The 18,691-nt window shown below is 39.8% G+C and carries 14 protein-coding genes; 8 read left to right on the top strand and 6 right to left on the bottom strand.

Annotated features, from left to right (window positions below; translation table 11 throughout):
- Nucleotides 1–7: 7 nt before the first annotated feature.
- Complete coding sequence (locus tag J671_RS20835; RefSeq protein WP_031983309.1) at nt 8–2,074, bottom strand: choline transporter; 2,067 nt, start codon at nt 2,072–2,074, stop codon at nt 8–10.
- Nucleotides 2,075–2,191: 117 nt separating this feature from the next.
- Nucleotides 2,192–3,814: a BCCT family transporter gene (locus tag J671_RS20830; RefSeq protein ID WP_004888292.1), complete on the bottom strand. Its 1,623-nt coding sequence runs from the start codon at nt 3,812–3,814 to the stop codon at nt 2,192–2,194.
- 265 nt (nt 3,815–4,079) lie between these two features.
- Between J671_RS20830 and betI the strand changes: the two genes are divergently transcribed.
- The 7 genes from betI to J671_RS20800 all read left to right on the top strand — a co-directional run bounded on the left by betI (nt 4,080) and on the right by J671_RS20800 (nt 13,071).
- Nucleotides 4,080–4,703, top strand: coding sequence for a transcriptional regulator BetI (gene betI, locus J671_RS20825; RefSeq protein WP_000166965.1), 624 nt, complete (start codon nt 4,080–4,082; stop codon nt 4,701–4,703).
- Entirely contained in the window at nt 4,696–6,168 is a 1,473-nt protein-coding gene (betB, locus tag J671_RS20820) for a betaine-aldehyde dehydrogenase (protein ID WP_004888293.1), read from the top strand. Before betI ends, betB begins: the two co-directional genes overlap by 8 nt.
- Nucleotides 6,169–6,263: 95 nt before the next feature.
- Nucleotides 6,264–7,922 carry a choline dehydrogenase gene (betA, locus tag J671_RS20815; RefSeq protein ID WP_004888295.1) on the top strand — a complete coding sequence of 553 codons (1,659 nt, stop codon included), beginning with the start codon at nt 6,264–6,266 and terminating at the stop codon, nt 7,920–7,922.
- A 511-nt stretch (nt 7,923–8,433) separates the two neighbouring features.
- A complete protein-coding gene (mqo, locus tag J671_RS20810; RefSeq protein ID WP_004888296.1) occupies nt 8,434–10,074 on the top strand; it encodes a malate dehydrogenase (quinone) in 1,641 nt (546 codons plus the stop codon).
- A 91-nt stretch (nt 10,075–10,165) separates the two neighbouring features.
- Nucleotides 10,166–10,636: a hypothetical protein gene (locus J671_RS0104970; protein WP_006581207.1), complete on the top strand. Its 471-nt coding sequence runs from the start codon at nt 10,166–10,168 to the stop codon at nt 10,634–10,636.
- 216 nt (nt 10,637–10,852) lie between these two features.
- Nucleotides 10,853–11,731, top strand: a complete 879-nt coding sequence (locus J671_RS20805; RefSeq protein ID WP_004888298.1) for a homocysteine S-methyltransferase family protein — start codon at nt 10,853–10,855, stop codon at nt 11,729–11,731.
- 5 nt (nt 11,732–11,736) lie between these two features.
- Nucleotides 11,737–13,071, top strand: a complete 1,335-nt coding sequence (locus J671_RS20800; RefSeq protein ID WP_031983307.1) for a basic amino acid/polyamine antiporter — start codon at nt 11,737–11,739, stop codon at nt 13,069–13,071.
- A 54-nt stretch (nt 13,072–13,125) separates the two neighbouring features.
- Here the strand turns inward: J671_RS20800 and J671_RS20795 are convergent, their stop codons facing one another.
- The 4 genes from J671_RS20795 to J671_RS20780 form a co-directional block, all read right to left on the bottom strand.
- Nucleotides 13,126–15,039, bottom strand: coding sequence for a lipase family alpha/beta hydrolase (locus J671_RS20795; RefSeq protein WP_031959556.1), 1,914 nt, complete (start codon nt 15,037–15,039; stop codon nt 13,126–13,128).
- 148 nt (nt 15,040–15,187) lie between these two features.
- Entirely contained in the window at nt 15,188–15,895 is a 708-nt protein-coding gene (locus J671_RS20790) for a YoaK family protein (protein WP_004888302.1), read from the bottom strand.
- Between the two features lie 191 nt (nt 15,896–16,086).
- Nucleotides 16,087–17,763 carry a T6SS phospholipase effector Tle1-like catalytic domain-containing protein gene (locus J671_RS20785; RefSeq protein ID WP_004888305.1) on the bottom strand — a complete coding sequence of 559 codons (1,677 nt, stop codon included), beginning with the start codon at nt 17,761–17,763 and terminating at the stop codon, nt 16,087–16,089.
- On the bottom strand, nt 17,764–18,189 hold the full coding sequence (locus tag J671_RS20780; protein WP_006581205.1) for a hypothetical protein: 426 nt from the start codon (nt 18,187–18,189) through the stop codon (nt 17,764–17,766).
- 133 nt (nt 18,190–18,322) lie between these two features.
- On the opposite strand from J671_RS20780, the gene J671_RS20775 reads away from it, so the two are divergent.
- The coding region (locus J671_RS20775; RefSeq protein ID WP_171070788.1) for a helix-turn-helix domain-containing protein at nt 18,323–18,691 on the top strand (369 nt) is incomplete at its 3' end.

The following is an 18,691-nucleotide window of genomic DNA, read 5'->3' as shown; positions in this document are numbered from 1 at the left end:
ATTCCCCTTAAGCTTGCGGATCTGGGAATAATGGACGGTTCCCAGGGCTAATACGATTAATATGCAAGAACGTCATATGTCGTTCATATTTATCTAAAATATCATTAATGACCTGCTCTTTACTGTAACCAACAAGGTCGTTGTCTTGAGAACCTTCATAAAGATAAGTTTCGAGACGGTAATAGAACTGTTTGCCTCGTTTTACACGTTGACTAAAGTTAGGCGCGCTATAACGGACTGGCCAAATCTGATACACGAAGTTTTGCTCTTCTTCCAAATGAATGGTGATATCGAGGTGATATAGTGCCTCTTCATCTTCAAGTGGGGTTTGCTGCACATCTACGTTCATACCTTGCTTAATGAGTTCGTCAGCTACGGCCTGAACAGCAGGTTTGCAAACGGTATCGAGCATTCGTCTGGTTTCAGAGGTTCCCGGATGATGCATAACCCGACTCAAACGCTGTTTCCAATTGAGAATGTCGACGTTACCCACCACAGGTGCTGCGTTCATACTTCGGCTTGCATGCCTGTAGTCTTCAAGTCTGAGCGATTTATAAAGCCCCGCCATCACAAGGAACATCACGAAACTAAACGGCAGTCCCATAATGATGGTTGCATTTTGCAAAGCGGTAATCCCGTTGGTCATCAGCATAGCGAGCGTTAATAAGCCAATGGCAATTGCCCAAAACACGCTTAACCAACGCGGCGCATCATTATCAATATGGGTAAGCTTGGTCGTGAAGTTACCTAAAACCAATGCCCCCGAATCGGCAGAAGTCACATAGAATAAAAGGCCTGTTACTGTTGCGACTGAAGCAATGAAAGTAAAGCCCGGATACTGCGCTAACAGGTCATAAAAACCATGTGCCGGATTAGATAATACCGTTGCAGCTAAAGTCTGGTTGCCTTCAAAAATCACGCTGTGCAATGCGCTATTACCAAAAATGGATAACCACGTTAAGGTAAATAGCAGAGGAATAATTAAAGTCCCGCACACGAACTCGCGAATAGTACGGCCTCTAGAAATACGAGCCAAAAACAACCCTACAAATGGCGACCAAGCAATCCACCATGCCCAGAAGAACAAAGTCCAACTGCTCATCCAATCTTTAGGTTGCTCAAAAGCAAAACTTTGTAAGGCTAAGGTTGGGAAGCGAGTTAAATAATCACCAATATTTTGTACCAGCGCATTGAGTAAAAACTCGGTATTGCCCAAGAACAAAATAAACAGTAAAAGACCAATCGATACATAAATATTGATTTCAGACAAAATCCGAAGGCCTTTATTTACCCCAGATGTCACTGAAATAATACTAATACCGACTGCAATAGCAATGAGTGCAAACTGCATCCAGATATTCTCTGGCAGTCCTAATAAAACATGTAAACCATAGTTCAGCTGTACCACGCCAATCCCGCAGGTGGTCGCAATACCAAAAATTGTCCCAATGACGGCGGCAGTATCTACACTATGGCCAATTGCCCCATTAATTCTGTTCCCAAAAATTGGGTAAAGTGCAGAACGAATGGTAAGCGGTAAGTTATAGCGATAACTGAAATAACCAAGTGCCATACCAATCAAGGCATACATACCCCATCCGGTCAAACCATAGTGAAACAGCGTCCACACCATACTTTGGCGTGCCGCTTCATAGGTCTGGCCTACACCAACAGGTGGCTGCATATAATGAGATAATGGCTCGGCCACCGAGAAGAACATTAAATCGATACCAATACCTGCCGAAAACAGCATGGCAGACCAACTCAGTAAACTAAACTCAGGCTTTGAGTGTTTAGGACCAAGTTTAATTTCACCATATCGTGAGCAGGCAATGAAAATTACAAACACCATATACAGCGTAGCAGCCAGTAAATAATACCAGCCAAAGGTTGACGTTACCCACGCAAGAACGGTGTTAATGGTTCGATTTGCGAAATCGTTAAATAAAAAAGTAACGAGAGAAAAGATTAAAATGATTAGAGCTGAAATATAAAAAACCACACGGTTAAGCGGGTCTTTTTTAGATTTAGATAATGTTAAATCATCAACTGCTCTTGGATTATCTGTTGCCATACAATCCTCAAGGAATAGAAGAAAAATAAAATATTCAATTTAGTCTTTTCACTATTTAACAATAATGAAAAGACTGCTTTGAACGCAAAAAATATAAATAAATGTGATGAACCAAGGTTATAAAACTTCGGTCACTTTGTTCTGGTCACAATTCGATGGAATAGAAATGTCTTTTGAAATAGCTAACTGCTTTTTCGCAACATTCGGGTCAAAATCATCTTGCTTTAGGGCTTTGGCTAGGCCAAACATATAAAGCAAAATAATCACAGAAAATGGTAAACCACATAACACCACTGCACTTTGCATGGAGTTAAAACTACCTGCTAATAATAAGCCGATACTTACAATGGTAATGACCACGGACCAAAAGATGCGTAACCAGATCGGTGAATCACTATCACTGGTGCCCCCTTTCGAGGACAAATTGGCGATCATTAGTGTACCAGACCCAACCGGTGTCAAAAATAAAACGAAACAAATTACAACAACAATCCCGGCAATATACGGATTAAACGGGAGATATTCGAGTAATTTGAATAATGACAACGCAGGGTCACTTAAAACCATATCACCTAAAACTTTCTGTTTCTGGTTAAGAATAAAATGAATTGCAGTATTTCCAAAAATCGAGATCCAAGCCAAGGTAAAACCTAGTGGAATGAGGCATACACCCAAAACCACTTCTCGAATGGTTCGGCCTTTAGAAATTCGGGCAATAAACATTCCTACAAAAGGTGCCCAAGCAATCCACCATGCCCAATAAAACACAGTCCATGAACCCAACCAGCCACTGGCTTTTTGATTGTATAAATACATATCAAAACTTTTACCCATAAAATTATTAAGGTAATCGCCCGTATTTTGTACAAGACCATTTAACAAATGGTTAGTCGGTCCGGTTAAAAATACAAATAAAAGTAAAGCATAGAGCAAACGTAAATTAATACGCGATAACCATGCTAAGCCTTTTTCAATCCCGATCACTGTAGTGACTGTCGCCACAAACATCATGATTAAAACTGCAGTGATTAAAGTTGCAGAGCTATGCGGTATTTCAGGAATTAAATAACAAATACCTGAAACTAACACCAAAGCACCAATACCTAAGTTGGTCACTAATGAAATGACAGTTGCTAAAATACCAAAGCCATCAACAAAATCGCCAACTAGACCATGTACTCGCTCTCCAAAAATTGGATAGAGTGCCGAACGTAGTGCGAGTGGTAAATCTTGTCTAAAGGCAAAATAACCTAATGTCACACCCAGCAAGGCATAAAGCACCCAGCCATGAATACCCCAGTGCAAAAAGCTATAGGTCATGGCATTGCGGGCGGCCTGAATAGTACCGGCCTCACCTTCTGGCGGTCTTAGAAAATGGTCAACTGGTTCCGCAACACCATAATAAAGTAGCGCGATACCAATACCTGCTGAAAACAACATAGAGGTCCAAGCCAAATAACCAAACTCAGGTTTGTCGTGGTCTTTTCCTAAAGGAATCTGTCCCACTTTTGAGAAGGCAAGCCAAGCCACAAAGCCTAAACACAGCACAATGACTAACATGTAATACCACCCAAAAAAGTGGTTTACCTGCTCTTGCACATAGGTCAGCCAAAACTGACTTTTTTCTGGAAACAGTACAAATAATAGGCCAAAAATGCCGATACTGACTGCCGAACTCCAAAATACGAAACGATTTAACCGAATATGGTCTGAAGAATATCCATCACTTTTCAACACCATCTTATTGCTCCTTGCAATCGGTGTATTTTTTCCAAAATAACGTGATAAGTACTGGACTTATGCGCATCATCCTATCCGTAAGAACTTCTGATTCTACCTCTTCTTCCCCGAAGTCAGATTCAAAAATTCATTGATTTTTACACATCATACTTGTTATTGATTGAACGTTCAATCAATAACAAGTATGATAAAAAAAGTGCTATGATGCTCTGCAAGTTAACATGCTGAATTTAAAGCACCCCTAAAAGTGCTGATGTGGAAAATCATGACAAAACGCAGAGTAAAACCAGAGCATGTGCGCCGTGAAGAGATTATGAACGCTGCACTCGACGTAATTTATGAAGTGGGGTTATCCAATACCACCATTGCACAAATTGCAAAAAAAGCCGAGTTGTCGACCGGTATTGTCAGCCATTATTTTGGCGACAAACAAGGGTTAATAAATACCTGTATGCAAGAAATGCTCAATGTTTTGCGTCGGAAAACCGAACAATACAGAGCAGAAGCAGATTCGCATCCGGAAAGCCAGATTAAGGCAATTATTGACTCTAACTTTGACATTAGTCAGGTAAATGAAAAAGCAATGCGGGTCTGGTTAGACTTTTGGTCTGCAAGTATGCATGTACCGGACCTGAGCCGTTTGCAAAAGATTAATGATCAACGCCTGTATTCCAACTTGAAGTTTTATTTTCTCAAGTTAATGGATGAACAACAGGCCAGTGTTGCCGCAAGAGGTCTGGCAGCATTGATTGATGGATTATGGCTACGTGGCAGTTTAAGCCGTCACAATGAATTTGATAGCGAGCTGGCCCGTTCCATTGCTTACGATTATGTAAAAACGCAATTGCAATTTGCGAACAAGCCTTTGCAGGAGAGACAAAATGAGTGATGTACAAGTTTATCAACTGTATATCCATGGACGCTACGTTGAAGCAACCAGTGGTAAAACATTTAATAGTATTAACCCTGCCAACGGCGAAACAATCGCGACTCTTCAACAGGCATCTGAACAAGATATTGAAGCTGCTGTAAAAAGTGCTCAACAAGGACAAAAAATCTGGGCAGCCATGACCGCTATGGAGCGTTCACGTATTTTACGTCGCGCTGTCGATATTCTCCGTGAACGTAATGATGAGCTTGCCCGTCTTGAAACACTCGACACCGGTAAAGCCTATAGCGAAACATCTACCGTCGATATTGTGACTGGTGCAGATGTACTCGAATACTACGCAGGACTTGCAACAGCTATTCAGGGCGAACAAGTTCCACTTCGCGAATCAAGTTTCTTTTATACACGCCGTGAACCTTTAGGCGTGGTTGCAGGTATTGGTGCGTGGAACTATCCAATCCAAATCGCTTTATGGAAATCTGCCCCTGCCCTTGCTGCTGGCAATGCCATGATTTTCAAGCCAAGCGAAACAACGCCACTTACTGCATTAAAACTTGCAGAAATCTATACAGAAGCTGGCTTACCAGACGGCGTATTTAACGTAGTACAGGGTGCTGGTCGTGAAATTGGTCAATGGCTGACTGAACATCCTGTGATTGAAAAAATCTCATTCACGGGTGGTGTGGAAACTGGCAAAAAAGTCATGGCAAGCGCTGCTGGCTCTACCCTTAAAGAAGTGACCATGGAGCTTGGTGGTAAGTCACCACTCATTATTTGTGAAGATGCTGACATTAACCGTGCAGCAGATATTGCGGTTATGGCGAACTTCTTTAGCTCAGGTCAAGTATGTACCAACGGTACCCGTGTATTTGTTCCAAAATCACGTTTAGCCGACTTTGAAAAAGCGGTTGTAGAACGTGTAAAACGCATTCGCATTGGTGACCCAATGGCTGAAGACACAAACTTTGGTCCGCTCACTAGCTTCCCTCATATGGAAAAAGTGTTGTCTTTCATTGAGTCGGGCAAACAACAAGGCGCTAAAGTGTTAATCGGTGGTGGTCGTGCGACCGAAGGCGAACTTGCCAAAGGCGCTTATGTACTACCGACTGTATTTAGCGACTGCACTGACCAGATGGCGATTGTTCAAGAAGAAATTTTTGGACCAGTTATGAGCATTTTAAGCTATGAAACCGAAGAAGAAGTGATTCAACGTGCCAACGACACGACCTTTGGTCTAGCTGCTGGCGTAGTCACTCAAGATATTAGCCGCGCTCATCGCATTATTCACCAAATTGAAGCTGGTATTTGCTGGATTAACACTTGGGGTGAATCACCTGCCGAGATGCCAGTCGGTGGCTACAAGCAATCTGGTGTGGGCCGCGAAAATGGCTTAACCACGCTTGGGCACTATACCCGTATCAAATCTATTCAAGTTGAACTTGGCGATTATCAAAGCATTTTTTAATGCCTCAATCGCACTAAAACCTTCAACCTAAATCACATATGCCGAGCAGTCTTTATAGATTGCTCAGGCAAACTGTTAGTAAAAAAAGGATAGTTATGAATATTAAAGAATATGATTACATTATTATTGGCGCAGGATCTGCCGGAAATGTACTCGCTGCGCGTCTTACTGAAGACAAAGATACCACCGTTTTACTGTTAGAAGCAGGTGGACCAGATTATCGCTTGGATTTCCGTACACAAATGCCGGCAGCTTTGGCCTACCCTCTTCAAGGTCGTCGCTATAACTGGGCTTATTTAACTGACCCAGAGCCACACATGAACAACCGTCGTATGGAGTGTGGTCGTGGTAAAGGCTTAGGTGGTTCATCTTTAATTAATGGTATGTGCTATATCCGCGGTAACGCCATGGATTTAGAACAATGGGCAACCCATAAAGGCCTTGAAAACTGGACTTATGCCGATTGTTTGCCTTACTACAAAAAAGCCGAAACTCGTGACATTGGTGGCAATGACTATCATGGTGATAGCGGTCCTGTATCAGTGGCTACACCAAAAAATGGCAACAACGTGCTGTTCCATGCCATGGTTGAAGCAGGTGTACAGGCAGGTTACCCACGTACTGACGACTTAAACGGTTACCAACAAGAAGGTTTTGGTCCAATGGACCGTACGGTTACGCCTAAAGGCCGTCGTTCAAGTACCGCACGTGGTTATTTGGATATGGCGAAAGGCCGTCCAAACCTGACTATTTTGACTCATGCAACGACCAACAAAATCTTGTTTAATCAAAAGCAAGCGATTGGTGTTGAATACATTATTGGTGCTGACCAAAACAACCTGCAACGCGCATTGGTTAAACGCGAAGTATTACTTTGTGCAGGCGCAATTGCATCACCGCAAATTTTACAGCGCTCAGGTGTAGGTCAAAGTACCTTCTTAAAATCAATGGACATTGATGTGGTTCATGATTTGCCGGGTGTGGGTGAAAACTTGCAAGATCACTTGGAAATGTACTTACAGTATAAATGTAAGCAACCCGTTTCTTTATATCCGGCTTTAAAATGGTATAACCAACCTGCCATTGGTGCCGAGTGGTTATTCAATGGTACAGGTATTGGTGCAAGCAACCAGTTTGAAGCGGGTGGATTTATCCGTAGTTCGGATGAGTTTAAGTGGCCAAACATTCAATACCATTTCTTACCCGTAGCTATTAACTACAACGGTAGTAATGCTGTAAAAGAACATGGCTTCCAAGCACACGTGGGTTCAATGCGTTCGCCTTCACGCGGTCGTATCAAACTTAAATCGAAAGACCCATTTGCGCACCCAAGTATCTTGTTTAACTACATGTCGACTGAACAAGACTGGCGTGAGTTCCGTGATGCAATCCGTATTACGCGTGAAATCATGCAGCAACCTGCGCTTGATCCATATCGTGGTGATGAAATTAGTCCGGGCAAACATTTGCAGACAGATGCAGAGCTTGATGACTTTGTTCGTAACCATGCAGAAACAGCTTACCACCCGTCTTGTAGCTGTAAGATGGGCGAAGACGAAATGGCTGTTGTAGATGGTCAAGGCCGTGTACACGGTATGAATGGTTTGCGTGTGGTTGATGCCTCAATCATGCCGCTCATTATTACCGGTAACTTAAATGCAACTACCATTATGATAGCTGAGAAAATTGCAGACCAAATTCGTGGACGTGAAGCATTACCACGTTCAACTGCACCTTTCTATGTAGCTTCATAAAACCATTTAGGGCATATTTCTTATATAGGAATATGCCCTAAATTTAATACGTAACGCAGAAGCATTAATAAGAACTATGTATGACAAAAAATAAGCGACTATAAGGTGAACATTTACATAAATCGGGTATGAAAATAAAAATTAATTTATTTTTATAGGCATATTACTATTAAGTGATTCAAGTTTAATCAATATTATTTTATTTATTAAATTTCAATTATTTAAATTAAAATAAAATCTAAAAACAATCTTATAAAAGCCTAATTTGATCAAATATAAATCATATTTATGATTTTAATAGAACCCATTTATTATAAAAATTGTCTTGTCAATGCAAAATTAGTCTAAAATATAGAGTGTTTGCGATAATCCCAAGTAATTTTTCTTTTTTCAAAGTTCTCTGTTTTGGAGAATTTTATTTTCGCATTTATATCCGTTTTGTCTGGATACGCTGTCTAGGTTTCCTCACACCTTAAGTGACTCAAATAACTTATTTTAAGGTTCCCCTTGCATGAAAAAGTTTTTGAAATACCTTCTGGTATTAATCATTCTTATTTTAATTGCAGGTATTGTTTTCTTGTTTAGACCGATTGCGTCAAAACAGGTACAAACTGCAAAAGATGAGCCAGTTGTTGATGCCGTTCTTGTTGGCGGCGGCATCATGAGTGCCACTCTCGGTACTTATTTCACTGAGCTTGAACCGAATTGGCAAATTCGTATGTATGAACGTCTTGACCAAGTTGCTCAAGAAAGTTCAAACGGCTTTAACAATGCCGGAACAGGCCACTCTGGCTTTATGGAAATGAACTATACCGAAGAGAAAAACGGTAAGATGGAAATTGCCAAAGCTGAAAAAGTTGCTTCTCAGTTTGAAGTAGCAAAACAGTTCTGGTCATATCAGGTAAAACAAGGTGTTTTAGCTGAACCGAAAACATTCATTAACCCAGTTCCACACATTGCTTTTGTTTGGGGCGATAACGTTCAGTTCTTAGAAAAACGTTATGCTGCCATGATTCAAAGCCCGTTGTTCAAAGGCATGAAATTTACTGAAGACCCAGCTGTAATTAAACAATGGGCACCTTTAGTGATGAACGATCGTGATCCAACTCAAAAAGTTGCAGCGACTCGTATGGAAGTTGGTTCAGACGTAAACTACGGTTCAATCACGAATCAGTTAGTGAAACACTTAAGCCAAAATCCGAACTTCAAATTACAGACTTCAACTGAAGTGACTGGCATCAGCCAAAATGATGACAAAACTTGGACGGTGTCTTTCAAAGATTTGAAAACTGGTAAAACAGACCACGTTAAAACACGTTTTGTGTTTATCGGTGCAGGCGGTGCAGCAGTTAAATTATTGCAACTTACTGGTTTACCAGAAGCAAAACAATATGCTGGCTTCCCTGTAGGTGGTGAGTTCTTAATTACTGACAACCCTGCAATTACTGCTCAGCACACTGCGAAAGTATATGGCCGTGCTGAACTTGGTGCGCCTCCAATGTCTGTACCACATATTGATACACGTTATATCGACGGTAAAAAATATGTATTGTTTGGTCCATTTGCAACGTATTCAAACAAGTTCCTGAAAAATGGTTCTCAGCTTGACTTGCTTGCATCAACAAACAAAAACAACGTCTTACCAATGACGACTGTTGGTTTAGAAAACCTTGATCTTGTTAAGTACTTGGTAAGCCAAGTGATGATGTCGGACAAGGACCGCCTAAACGAACTTCGTAAGTACTACCCAGATGCGAAAGCTGAAGACTGGCGCTTAAGCCAAGGTGGTCAACGTGTTCAGATCATCAAGAAAGAACCAGGTAAACCTGCAACACTTCAATTCGGTACAGAAATCTTTGCCTCTAAAGATGGTGCTGTAACTGCATTGTTAGGTGCGTCTCCGGGTGCTTCGACTTCTCCATACATCATGCTTAACTTGCTTGAAAAAGCTTTCCCAGAGCAAACTGAAGGTAAGTGGAACCAGAAGCTTCATGAAATTGTGGTTTCTTATAAGCAAGACTTAAGCAAAGACCCTGTGCTACTCGACAAAGTTCGTCAGTACACAAGTTCTACGCTTGGCTTAAACTATACATCTCCGTTCAAAGCGGCAAACGATGAAACTGCTGCTGCCCCTGTTGCAAAAGCAAACTAAGTTTGATGATGTATAAGTAAAATATGAAAAGGATGAATTTCGATTCGTCCTTTTGTTTTTTTAGACCTCAGTTGAGATATTTAAACTTGCCATGACGCTTTTAAAATCATCACCTCGCCTCTTAACGTTTTGTTTTAAGCTCGTACTTGTTTTGCTACTGGCTTATCTTTTGTTAAGCGGATTTTATATGTGGATGATTGGTGGTACAGCTATTTACGTCAGCTCAGCCGTATTATTTATTATCACTGCTTATACGTTTAAGCTCGGCAAGTACCAGAAAATCTGTTCAGTTTTAAATATGCTCATGAGCACACTCGCGTTATATTTCAGCACCGCTCATCTATTTTTCTCCCCTATTCAGTTCTTTATATTTTTACCAGCCTTATTTTTTGTTGTGTTGGCTTTTACTCGCCTAAGTAAAGTTCGCAGTTTATCTAAAGTACTCATATTCATTAGTTTATTGGTGTGGTCAGGCATACATTTTACGCAGCTCGAACAACTTAAAGCGTATTATAAAACACAGCATACCGGTGAAAGTTGGCAACAATATGGTGCTTTGTAAGATCATTTTTTATTCTATATTTTCAAATAAATACGTGTTCTTTTTCACATGAAGTTCATCAGTAAAACTGAACAGCATTTGCAGAATTCCTTTTAAGAAAAAATATTCATAACAATCTAATTTATTTAGAAATATAACGAGCATATTAGCGATTGAATAGCATTCATCTACACGCTAGATTAGCTGAATTATTTTTCTCCCTTTACGTTATATTTTATGAAAATTTTAGATGGCGGTTTAGGCCGTGAATTGGCCCGCCGTGGCGCTCCATTTCGTCAACCAGAATGGTCTGCTTTAGCACTTATTGAAGCACCTGAAACAGTAAAAGAAGTCCACCTTGACTTTATCAATGCTGGTGCAGAAGTCATCACGACTAACAACTACGCGGTTGTACCATTTCACATTGGTCAGGAACGCTTTGAAACTGACGGCGTACGTTTAATTAAAGTTGCCATCGAACAAGCGAAAAATGCAGTTAAAGAAAGCGGCAAAAATGTCAAAATTGCAGGCTGCTTACCACCGTTATTTGGTTCTTACCGTGCAGACTTGTTCCAACCAGAACAGGCTAAAAACCTAGCTGAGCCTATCATTAAAACATTGGCACCAGAAGTAGATTTCTGGCTCGCTGAAACCCAGTCTTGCTTAAAAGAAGTTGAAACAGTGCATGCCTTGTTACCACAAGATGGTAAGGACTATTGGGTGTCATTTACGCTGCAAGATGAAATTAAACAAGAACAAGCACTCCTTCGTTCAGGCGAAAATATGCAGCAAGTGGCTGACTTTATTAAGCAGTCAAATGCTAAAGCGGTGTTGTTTAACTGCTGCCAACCTGAAGTGATCTTGCAAGCGATTAATGAAATTAAAGCGCTCATTCCAGTGTCTGTACAAATTGGTGCTTATGCCAACGCTTTCCCACCGCAAGATGAAAGCGCTACTGCTAACGATGGTCTGGATGAAATTCGCAAAGACTTAGACGCTCCAGCTTATCTTGCTTTTGCCAAACAATGGCAGCAAGCAGGTGCAAGTTTAGTGGGTGGTTGCTGTGGTATTGGACCAGAACACATTGCTGAACTTTCTCAATTTTTTAAAGAATAAATACCATGTCTGCTGCCAAAATCGGATTACTGTCTCTTACAGCGCTGGTATTTAGTTCTATGGTGGGGTCAGGCGTATTTAGCCTTCCCCAAAATATGGCTCAAGTTGCCAACGGCTCTGCCCTTCTTATTGCATGGCTCATTACCGGAGTCGGCATTATTTTCTTGGCTCTCTCATTGTTGCATTTAACCCGTCAACGACCAGACCTAGACGGTGGTATTTATAACTATGCACGCGAAGGCTTTGGAGACCTCATCGGGTTTTGCTCGGCGTGGGGCTATTGGTTATGTACTACCATTGGTATTGTCGGTTATGTAGTGATTGCCTTTTCAGGTGTTGGCATGTTTACCGACAGCAAAGACCACGTTATTTTTGGTGAAGGTAATACACTCTACTCTCTGATTGGCTCAAGCATTTTTGTATGGCTGGTACATTGGTTAGTAAGCCGAGGTATTAAGGAAGCAGCCATTGTGAATTTACTGGCGACCATTGCCAAAATTATTCCAATGGTCGTTTTCATCTTCTTTACCTTTATTGCCTTTAAGTTTGATTTATTCAAACTCAACTTAAATGACTTTTCTTTAAAAGTTCCCCTTTGGCAGCAAGTAAAAGACCTGATGCTCATTACCCTTTGGGTATTTACCGGTATTGAAGGTGCAGTAGTTTTATCATCACGTGCCAAAAACCGTCATGACATTGGCAAAGCGACCATTTTAGGTGTGTTGCTGGCATTAAGTTTTTACGTCATGGTCACAGTATTGGCTTATGGTGTGGTGAGCCGTGAAGCGCTTGCAGGCATGCATAACCCATCTATGGCGACCATTTTGCAGCAACTCATCGGTCTACCAGGTACCATCATTATTACTATCGGCTTTATTATTTTAGTTTCTTCGTCTTATTTAAGCTGGACGTTATTTGCCACTGAAATTCCATTTTTAGCTGCAAAAAATGGCGCATTCCCTAAATTATTTTTAAAAAATAATCAGAACAATGTACCGATTTCATCACTATGGCTGACCACTATTGTGGTGCAAGGCTCCCTCATTGCCGTGTATTTTTTCAATAAAAACTACACTCAGCTTTTACTGATTTCATCGGTAATGATTTTGCTGCCTTATTTTCTGGTATCGGCGTTTTATCTTAAAGAATCGATTCGCCATAAACGCACGCCACATATTGCCATTGCAAGTGTCGCTTCAATCTATGCACTTTGGTTGCTTTATGCAGCAGGTTTAGACTTACTTCTGTTGTCTGGTGTGTTGTATTTGGTTGGCTTGGTTATTTTTTCAATTAGCTACTTTGAGCATAAAAAATCGCTCAAACAAAACCAGCTTAATTAATTATTTCAACCACTGTTGAGCCATTTCAGCAGTGGTTTTCTAAAAACAAAATTTCTATTTTGAAGGCTGCGACTGCTTTAAATGCAACCTTAAAATACGACGTAATTCTAAAATTGCCTCTGGGCTAGTTTGAATCGAATGCCCACCTTTAATAATCAGCTCCGACTGCTCCCCACCCAAATGCGAACTTTGATACGGCACAATTCCATCACTCATTTTTGACTTATCTGTGGTGCCATTTATATTGCCCATAATTGAGTGATAGACCACGTTAGACGATGGCTGAATGGCTTGGGTCAACTGCATAAAGTTAGAAGAACGACTTAAATTACTTGCTCCGTTTTCAATTAAACCTTTTCTGAGTTTTGTATTTTTCTCATCTCTCATTTCGACCGCAATAAAAAAGTCGGCGGGTAAACGAATAATACGGCGAGCAATTTGGGTAAACCATCGGTCAGCGTAGTCAGTACCATGATGCGGCGCCGAAACAAAAACAACCCGCTTAAAATAGGGCAAAGTTTTGAACTGAAAACGTTCTCGAATAACCGGATTTTCTTTTAAACGCTTTAGCTGTGCTTCATTCATTTTTTGCATGGCTTGCACTGCAACATCAGCATCGCTTACCAATAGGCGGCTAATCACTCCGCCCATACTATGCCCAACCAACACTGCATCGTGCGCAGCGTAACTGTCTTTGGCGACGTTTTGAAAAGCTTGATTCAGCAAAGAGTAAATCTGAAAACGACTTTCAAAAATCGGCATATTGGTTGAATAAAACACCTGCCAAACTTGATAGTTTTTTCTTAATTCGGCATCGCCCATAATGTCATTGGTTAGGCTTCCCCACGCCTCTGGGCTACTTGCCAAGCCATGAATAAATACAATAATTTTTTTATTGGGATTAAAAGGTTCCAGCATATATAAATGCGGCATGATTAAATTGGCTTCTTTATTAATTAAAGACCAATAACCTGCTGCACCTAAATTATATTTTGATAGCCAAAGCCCATAAGGTGCCGAATAGTTGGCAGTGAGCGGATAGTCCACGCCTTCAACTTTTACACGGTCCTGTCGGTATGGGTCAAACATGGCAATTTCTAACTCTGCCCCATCAATGACTTGATCGGCTGTGGCCTTTTGTTTTGGGTAGGCAATGGCCGTGACCGGAAAGAAGCGTGGTAAATGAATATTGGGATTACTCTGGTGAGCATAAAAAGCGTCGGGGTCTAAAATAAAACCATGATTTACATCATGCTCCTTACGCCCCACAATAAATTCAGCGCCTAACCCATCCTTACGGTTGACGGTATTAAACCCTGAAAAGTTCATGTTATAGCTAGAGCGAAAGGTATCGATCTCAATGTTTTGTACATCTACTGCATGGTCAAAATTGACATGGTACTCATGCCCATCTGCTTTTAGTAAAGGTGGAAAATGAAGCGTATTTAAATGATTAAAATACGTGGTCATGAGCTTCGACAAGGCGACGTTATAAAAAATACGTACCTGATTTTGTCGATGGTCAAATACCCGATCAAAAGGCGACTCTTCAGAATCAAACAAATAGACATAGCTATAGCGCAAGCTTTTATCAAACAACGCCAGCTCTTGCTCGACACAACTGTTACTTTTAAGAGTGACATTACACTGGCTACTACGCCCAACATCTAAAGCTTTTGCCAAGTAAATTTCACTGAGCGCAGCATAGCGTTCTTCTCGGCTGCTATTTTCTGACAATCCCTGAATTTTATTTAAACAAACATTAAAATTTTGCAGACAAGACTTTTCATTTTCTTTGACCAAATACAGCAGGTTTTGGGTTTGATGACTTAAAGTATTATCAGTCAAAATACTTTCATTTTTACTTTTTAAAGCACTGCTTAAGTTACTTTCTTTTAAATGAATAACCTGACAACCGCTCAGCAGTCCCATTATAGTAAGCACTAGATAATGGCTGGATTTTGTCATTGTGCATTCCTTTCGCGAATGTATTTCCCCACTCATCATTATGCCCGTAAAGCTGTGAACGAACAATTTCAGCTCAACTTCGATTTTGCTTTATTGAAAAAATAAAACCCCGAATTTATTTAAATTCAGGCTATTTCAATCGCAATGTTTAAGCTTGTTTAAACTTCTGCTGTGAAGCCAAATAAGAAAAATAAAGGATGGGTAAAATAAACGGCGCTACACTCCAAAAGTCAAAATAGACATACAGTACCGCCCCCATTAAAGCACCAATCACAAAGCCAATGACAATACTGGCACTTTTAAACAGACTTGCCCGATTGGCCTCATTATTATTTTTAAGCAAGTTGGCAATATCAATCCCAAGCTGGGTGGTGTTGCCTGTCATCATGGTACTTGGGCTAATATTTTTAATGAGTGTTTTACTTGAAGTATTACGAATAGCTAAGGCAATTAAACCGAGACCACCTGTGATTGCAACCGTAATCGCATCGGCATTTTTAAATGGCTCGAAATAAAGCCCAGCAACCATAAAGGCAAAGAGAAAAATAGCCTCAAATAAAAATAAATAAGACAGCGTTTTGTGTTTAGCCTGACTTCGGTCAATTAAAAGTTTGGTAATCACCACCGTCAAAATAAACAATGGAATAGCCGCAAGTTTAATCCAGACACCTGTACCGCCCTTCACTAAAGCCGCTCCTGCCAGTACCAAGTTACCCGTTACGTGCGCGGTAAAAAAACCAAATAACGCAATAAAGCCAATGGTATCAATTGCCCCACCGACCATAGTCAGTAAAACAGGATCTCGACATAGCGCCCATGTGCTTTGTGTTTCTTGTTGAATTGAGGTCTCTGGCATTACCTTTCCTATCAAATATTGGTTTTTAATTAGAAAATTTTTGTCAGAAATTTAATATAAATTCCATTCATTAATAACAACAGATCTTAAAGTAAAAACCTAGCTGTTCATTTTAAGACAGAGTGTATTTATACAAGATACAATGCAATTGGACTTTTTATTTTTAAAGATAAGGGATTTTAAATGCATCACTAAGATGCATTTAAAAAGTTCTCTGTTAGTTGAGCTTGTTCATAAGCATCAATAAACTGCGTTTGCGGTATCTCTTGTTTAGGGGCACTACAAGTTACTTTCTGTTCGGCAGCTTTTTTATCCCGCTCTTCTCCACTGGCACTACGACGTGACTCATAGACCCTTCTTTGACGGAAATAACTAAATGGTTCTACGTTACTTAAAAAACCATACTTAGAGTCATGAACATAATTTAAATAGAATTTTTTAATATCATCACTGACATTTGTATTCCAACTCTCAAATTGCCAATCTTCGATACTAATCATATATTCATATGCAGTTGAGACAGGTGAAAAAACTCTAAAAATATTAAAACCATCTTTCTTAGAAGCAGTTGCTTCTTTTAGTTTCTTCAACCTTTGCATTTCAGTTGCCATATCGGATGGGCCAACTGGTATGTATTCACGAAATTTATTTTCCTGACGTACACGCTCACTCACAGAAAGTTCTTTTCCAGCACGGGCAATGGTACCATATGCACTGTAATAAAGTTTCATACACCCTTTAATCTGCTCTTGAACACTTCCTTGACTCGGCGTAGCTGCTTTTACAGCATCATAATATTTTTGAGAGTCTGGTTGAATTTCAAACTGTTCTTTGAATAAATCCTTAAAGTTCTGTTGCAGTTCTTCATAACTATACATTCTGACACCTGCTTGTACAGCGTCATCAAGCATATGTTTTAACGGAATTCGGGCAAAATTGTCATTTACTCCCTGACTATCTGGTTCATACCCCCCACCCACGTCAGAATGTACCCCCGGATATACCACCTCTTTCCAGTTAGGGTTTGCTAACTTATTGTCTTTATGAATAACATCTACTGGGAAAGCAAAGCGCAGTTCATTACCAGCGATATAATGTGAACAGTTTTGAACCCGCTCATCTACCACCAAATCACGTTCTAAAAAAGGTAAGCTATTGCTTAAATTTGTAGCAGGCAAACCAAATGAAGCAACCGTATCGAAAATTCCTAAAAACTTAAACTCAATTGGATATTTGCCTTGTCCATAGGTAAGCCCATCGCAGTTTGATTCACACTGCCCTATAAATTGATTTGTAAATGCACGGGCAAGTGCAGCACCACGCGAAAAACCAAACACAGAAATATTAATTTTCTTAATTAGTCTGTGATCTTTTAAATTTTTGTCGACTTCTGCAAAGCTATAATTCTTTTTTTCACCTACATATTTTTTAACATCTTTTTCTGCCTTTTGTGCATTAAAAATTAAGACTTGTTTTAAAGCATCATTTAACTGGTCTTCACCATAATCTAGTCGTCTTGCACCACCTAAACCAACGCCCATACCTAACAGGCTATAGTGATCCTGAAAGTCAGAAATCGCTCTTTGAAAGATATTTAACTCAGCATTAAATCTGGTTCCAACACCAGAGACATATATTGCATAATCATTTTTTGCTTCGTTTTTATCACTATGTGTTCGAGCATTACGCCATAAACGGGCAGGATTGGACCATTTTTTTTCTTTTTTATCAGCATCCTCATTATTTCCAGTACCATCAAAAAAAACTGAAATATTCACGACATCGCGACAATCTTGCTTGCAAGATGGCTGATTATTTGCAACATCATTATTTATATTAACTGTACGTTTTAATTGAACGGCTAACATTTATTGACCCTCTCTTTTTATTTTTTCTCTCCACTTCATCCCCTTTTCTGTTGGGTCAGGCCAATTATTTGAAGTCGTTATTTCTACAGTATCATCAGGATAAATATGAGCTGCTAAATATTTTTTTCCTTTTAACTGTTCTTTCGTAATAATTACCTGATTTTTAGCAGCATGTTTTTCACCCGTATTTGCATCTTTCCATGTAATGATTTGCTCTCCCACTTTAATTGGGTTAGTAGATATTGCTTTACCAAATCCTCCTCCAATTTCAGAGCCATTTACTTCCATCATATAATCTGTATATCGAGGATCATATTTAAAAGATGTTGTCGCCATATAATAAGTTGCATTTGGACCAATACCTGCACAACCAGCTGCACTCAACATTAGACTTACTGGTAATAACAATATTTTCTTTAAACTCATTTCATTAAACCTCTCTCTGTAACCCAATTATTAAATTTATAAAAACTTATGATTCTTATAAATTTAAGAACTTACAATAGGCAGAGTAAAACTTGAAGTGCGACATAAACCACCTAATTAATTTAAAGGGTTTATGGAGTATATAAAATTGTCATACCATCATCTTAACTTTGAAGATCGTACTGCATTAATGCTTGAGTCAAGAAAAGAAGGCTTTTCAGCCAGAAAATTTGCTGAACTCATTAAAAGACATCCTAGTACGATCTATCGTGAGCTTAAAAGAAATAGCATCAATGACGTTTATCAAGCTCGATATGCTTCTGATAACACCTTCGCTAGACGTAGACGTGGTCACAGAAAACTCAAAATCGATTCAATCCTCTGGAAATTTATTGTTGAAGCGATCCGTTGTTTATGGTCTCCTCAGCAAATAGCAAAGCGTTTAAAGACATTTCCTGATTTGGATCAAACAATGAATGTAAGCCATACAACGATTTATTCA

Origin of the sequence: Acinetobacter sp. 1130196 (assembly GCF_000588095.1) — a bacterium.
Classification (GTDB): domain Bacteria; phylum Pseudomonadota; class Gammaproteobacteria; order Pseudomonadales; family Moraxellaceae; genus Acinetobacter; species Acinetobacter nosocomialis.
Note: the sequence above shows the minus strand (reverse complement) of the source record. Positions and strands in the feature narration are given on the sequence as shown.

What these genes read in the sequence shown, in the direction of transcription:
- J671_RS20835 (WP_031983309.1), bottom strand. Translation starts at nt 2,074, where the DNA reads ATGGCAACAGATAATCCAAGAGCAGTTGATGATTTAACATTATCTAAA.
- J671_RS20830 (WP_004888292.1), bottom strand. Translation starts at nt 3,814, where the DNA reads ATGGTGTTGAAAAGTGATGGATATTCTTCAGACCATATTCGGTTAAAT.
- betI (WP_000166965.1), top strand. Translation starts at nt 4,080, where the DNA reads ATGACAAAACGCAGAGTAAAACCAGAGCATGTGCGCCGTGAAGAGATT.
- betB (WP_004888293.1), top strand. Translation starts at nt 4,696, where the DNA reads ATGAGTGATGTACAAGTTTATCAACTGTATATCCATGGACGCTACGTT.
- betA (WP_004888295.1), top strand. Translation starts at nt 6,264, where the DNA reads ATGAATATTAAAGAATATGATTACATTATTATTGGCGCAGGATCTGCC.
- mqo (WP_004888296.1), top strand. Translation starts at nt 8,434, where the DNA reads ATGAAAAAGTTTTTGAAATACCTTCTGGTATTAATCATTCTTATTTTA.
- J671_RS0104970 (WP_006581207.1), top strand. Translation starts at nt 10,166, where the DNA reads ATGACGCTTTTAAAATCATCACCTCGCCTCTTAACGTTTTGTTTTAAG.
- J671_RS20805 (WP_004888298.1), top strand. Translation starts at nt 10,853, where the DNA reads ATGAAAATTTTAGATGGCGGTTTAGGCCGTGAATTGGCCCGCCGTGGC.
- J671_RS20800 (WP_031983307.1), top strand. Translation starts at nt 11,737, where the DNA reads ATGTCTGCTGCCAAAATCGGATTACTGTCTCTTACAGCGCTGGTATTT.
- J671_RS20795 (WP_031959556.1), bottom strand. Translation starts at nt 15,039, where the DNA reads ATGACAAAATCCAGCCATTATCTAGTGCTTACTATAATGGGACTGCTG.
- J671_RS20790 (WP_004888302.1), bottom strand. Translation starts at nt 15,895, where the DNA reads ATGCCAGAGACCTCAATTCAACAAGAAACACAAAGCACATGGGCGCTA.
- J671_RS20785 (WP_004888305.1), bottom strand. Translation starts at nt 17,763, where the DNA reads ATGTTAGCCGTTCAATTAAAACGTACAGTTAATATAAATAATGATGTT.
- J671_RS20780 (WP_006581205.1), bottom strand. Translation starts at nt 18,189, where the DNA reads ATGAGTTTAAAGAAAATATTGTTATTACCAGTAAGTCTAATGTTGAGT.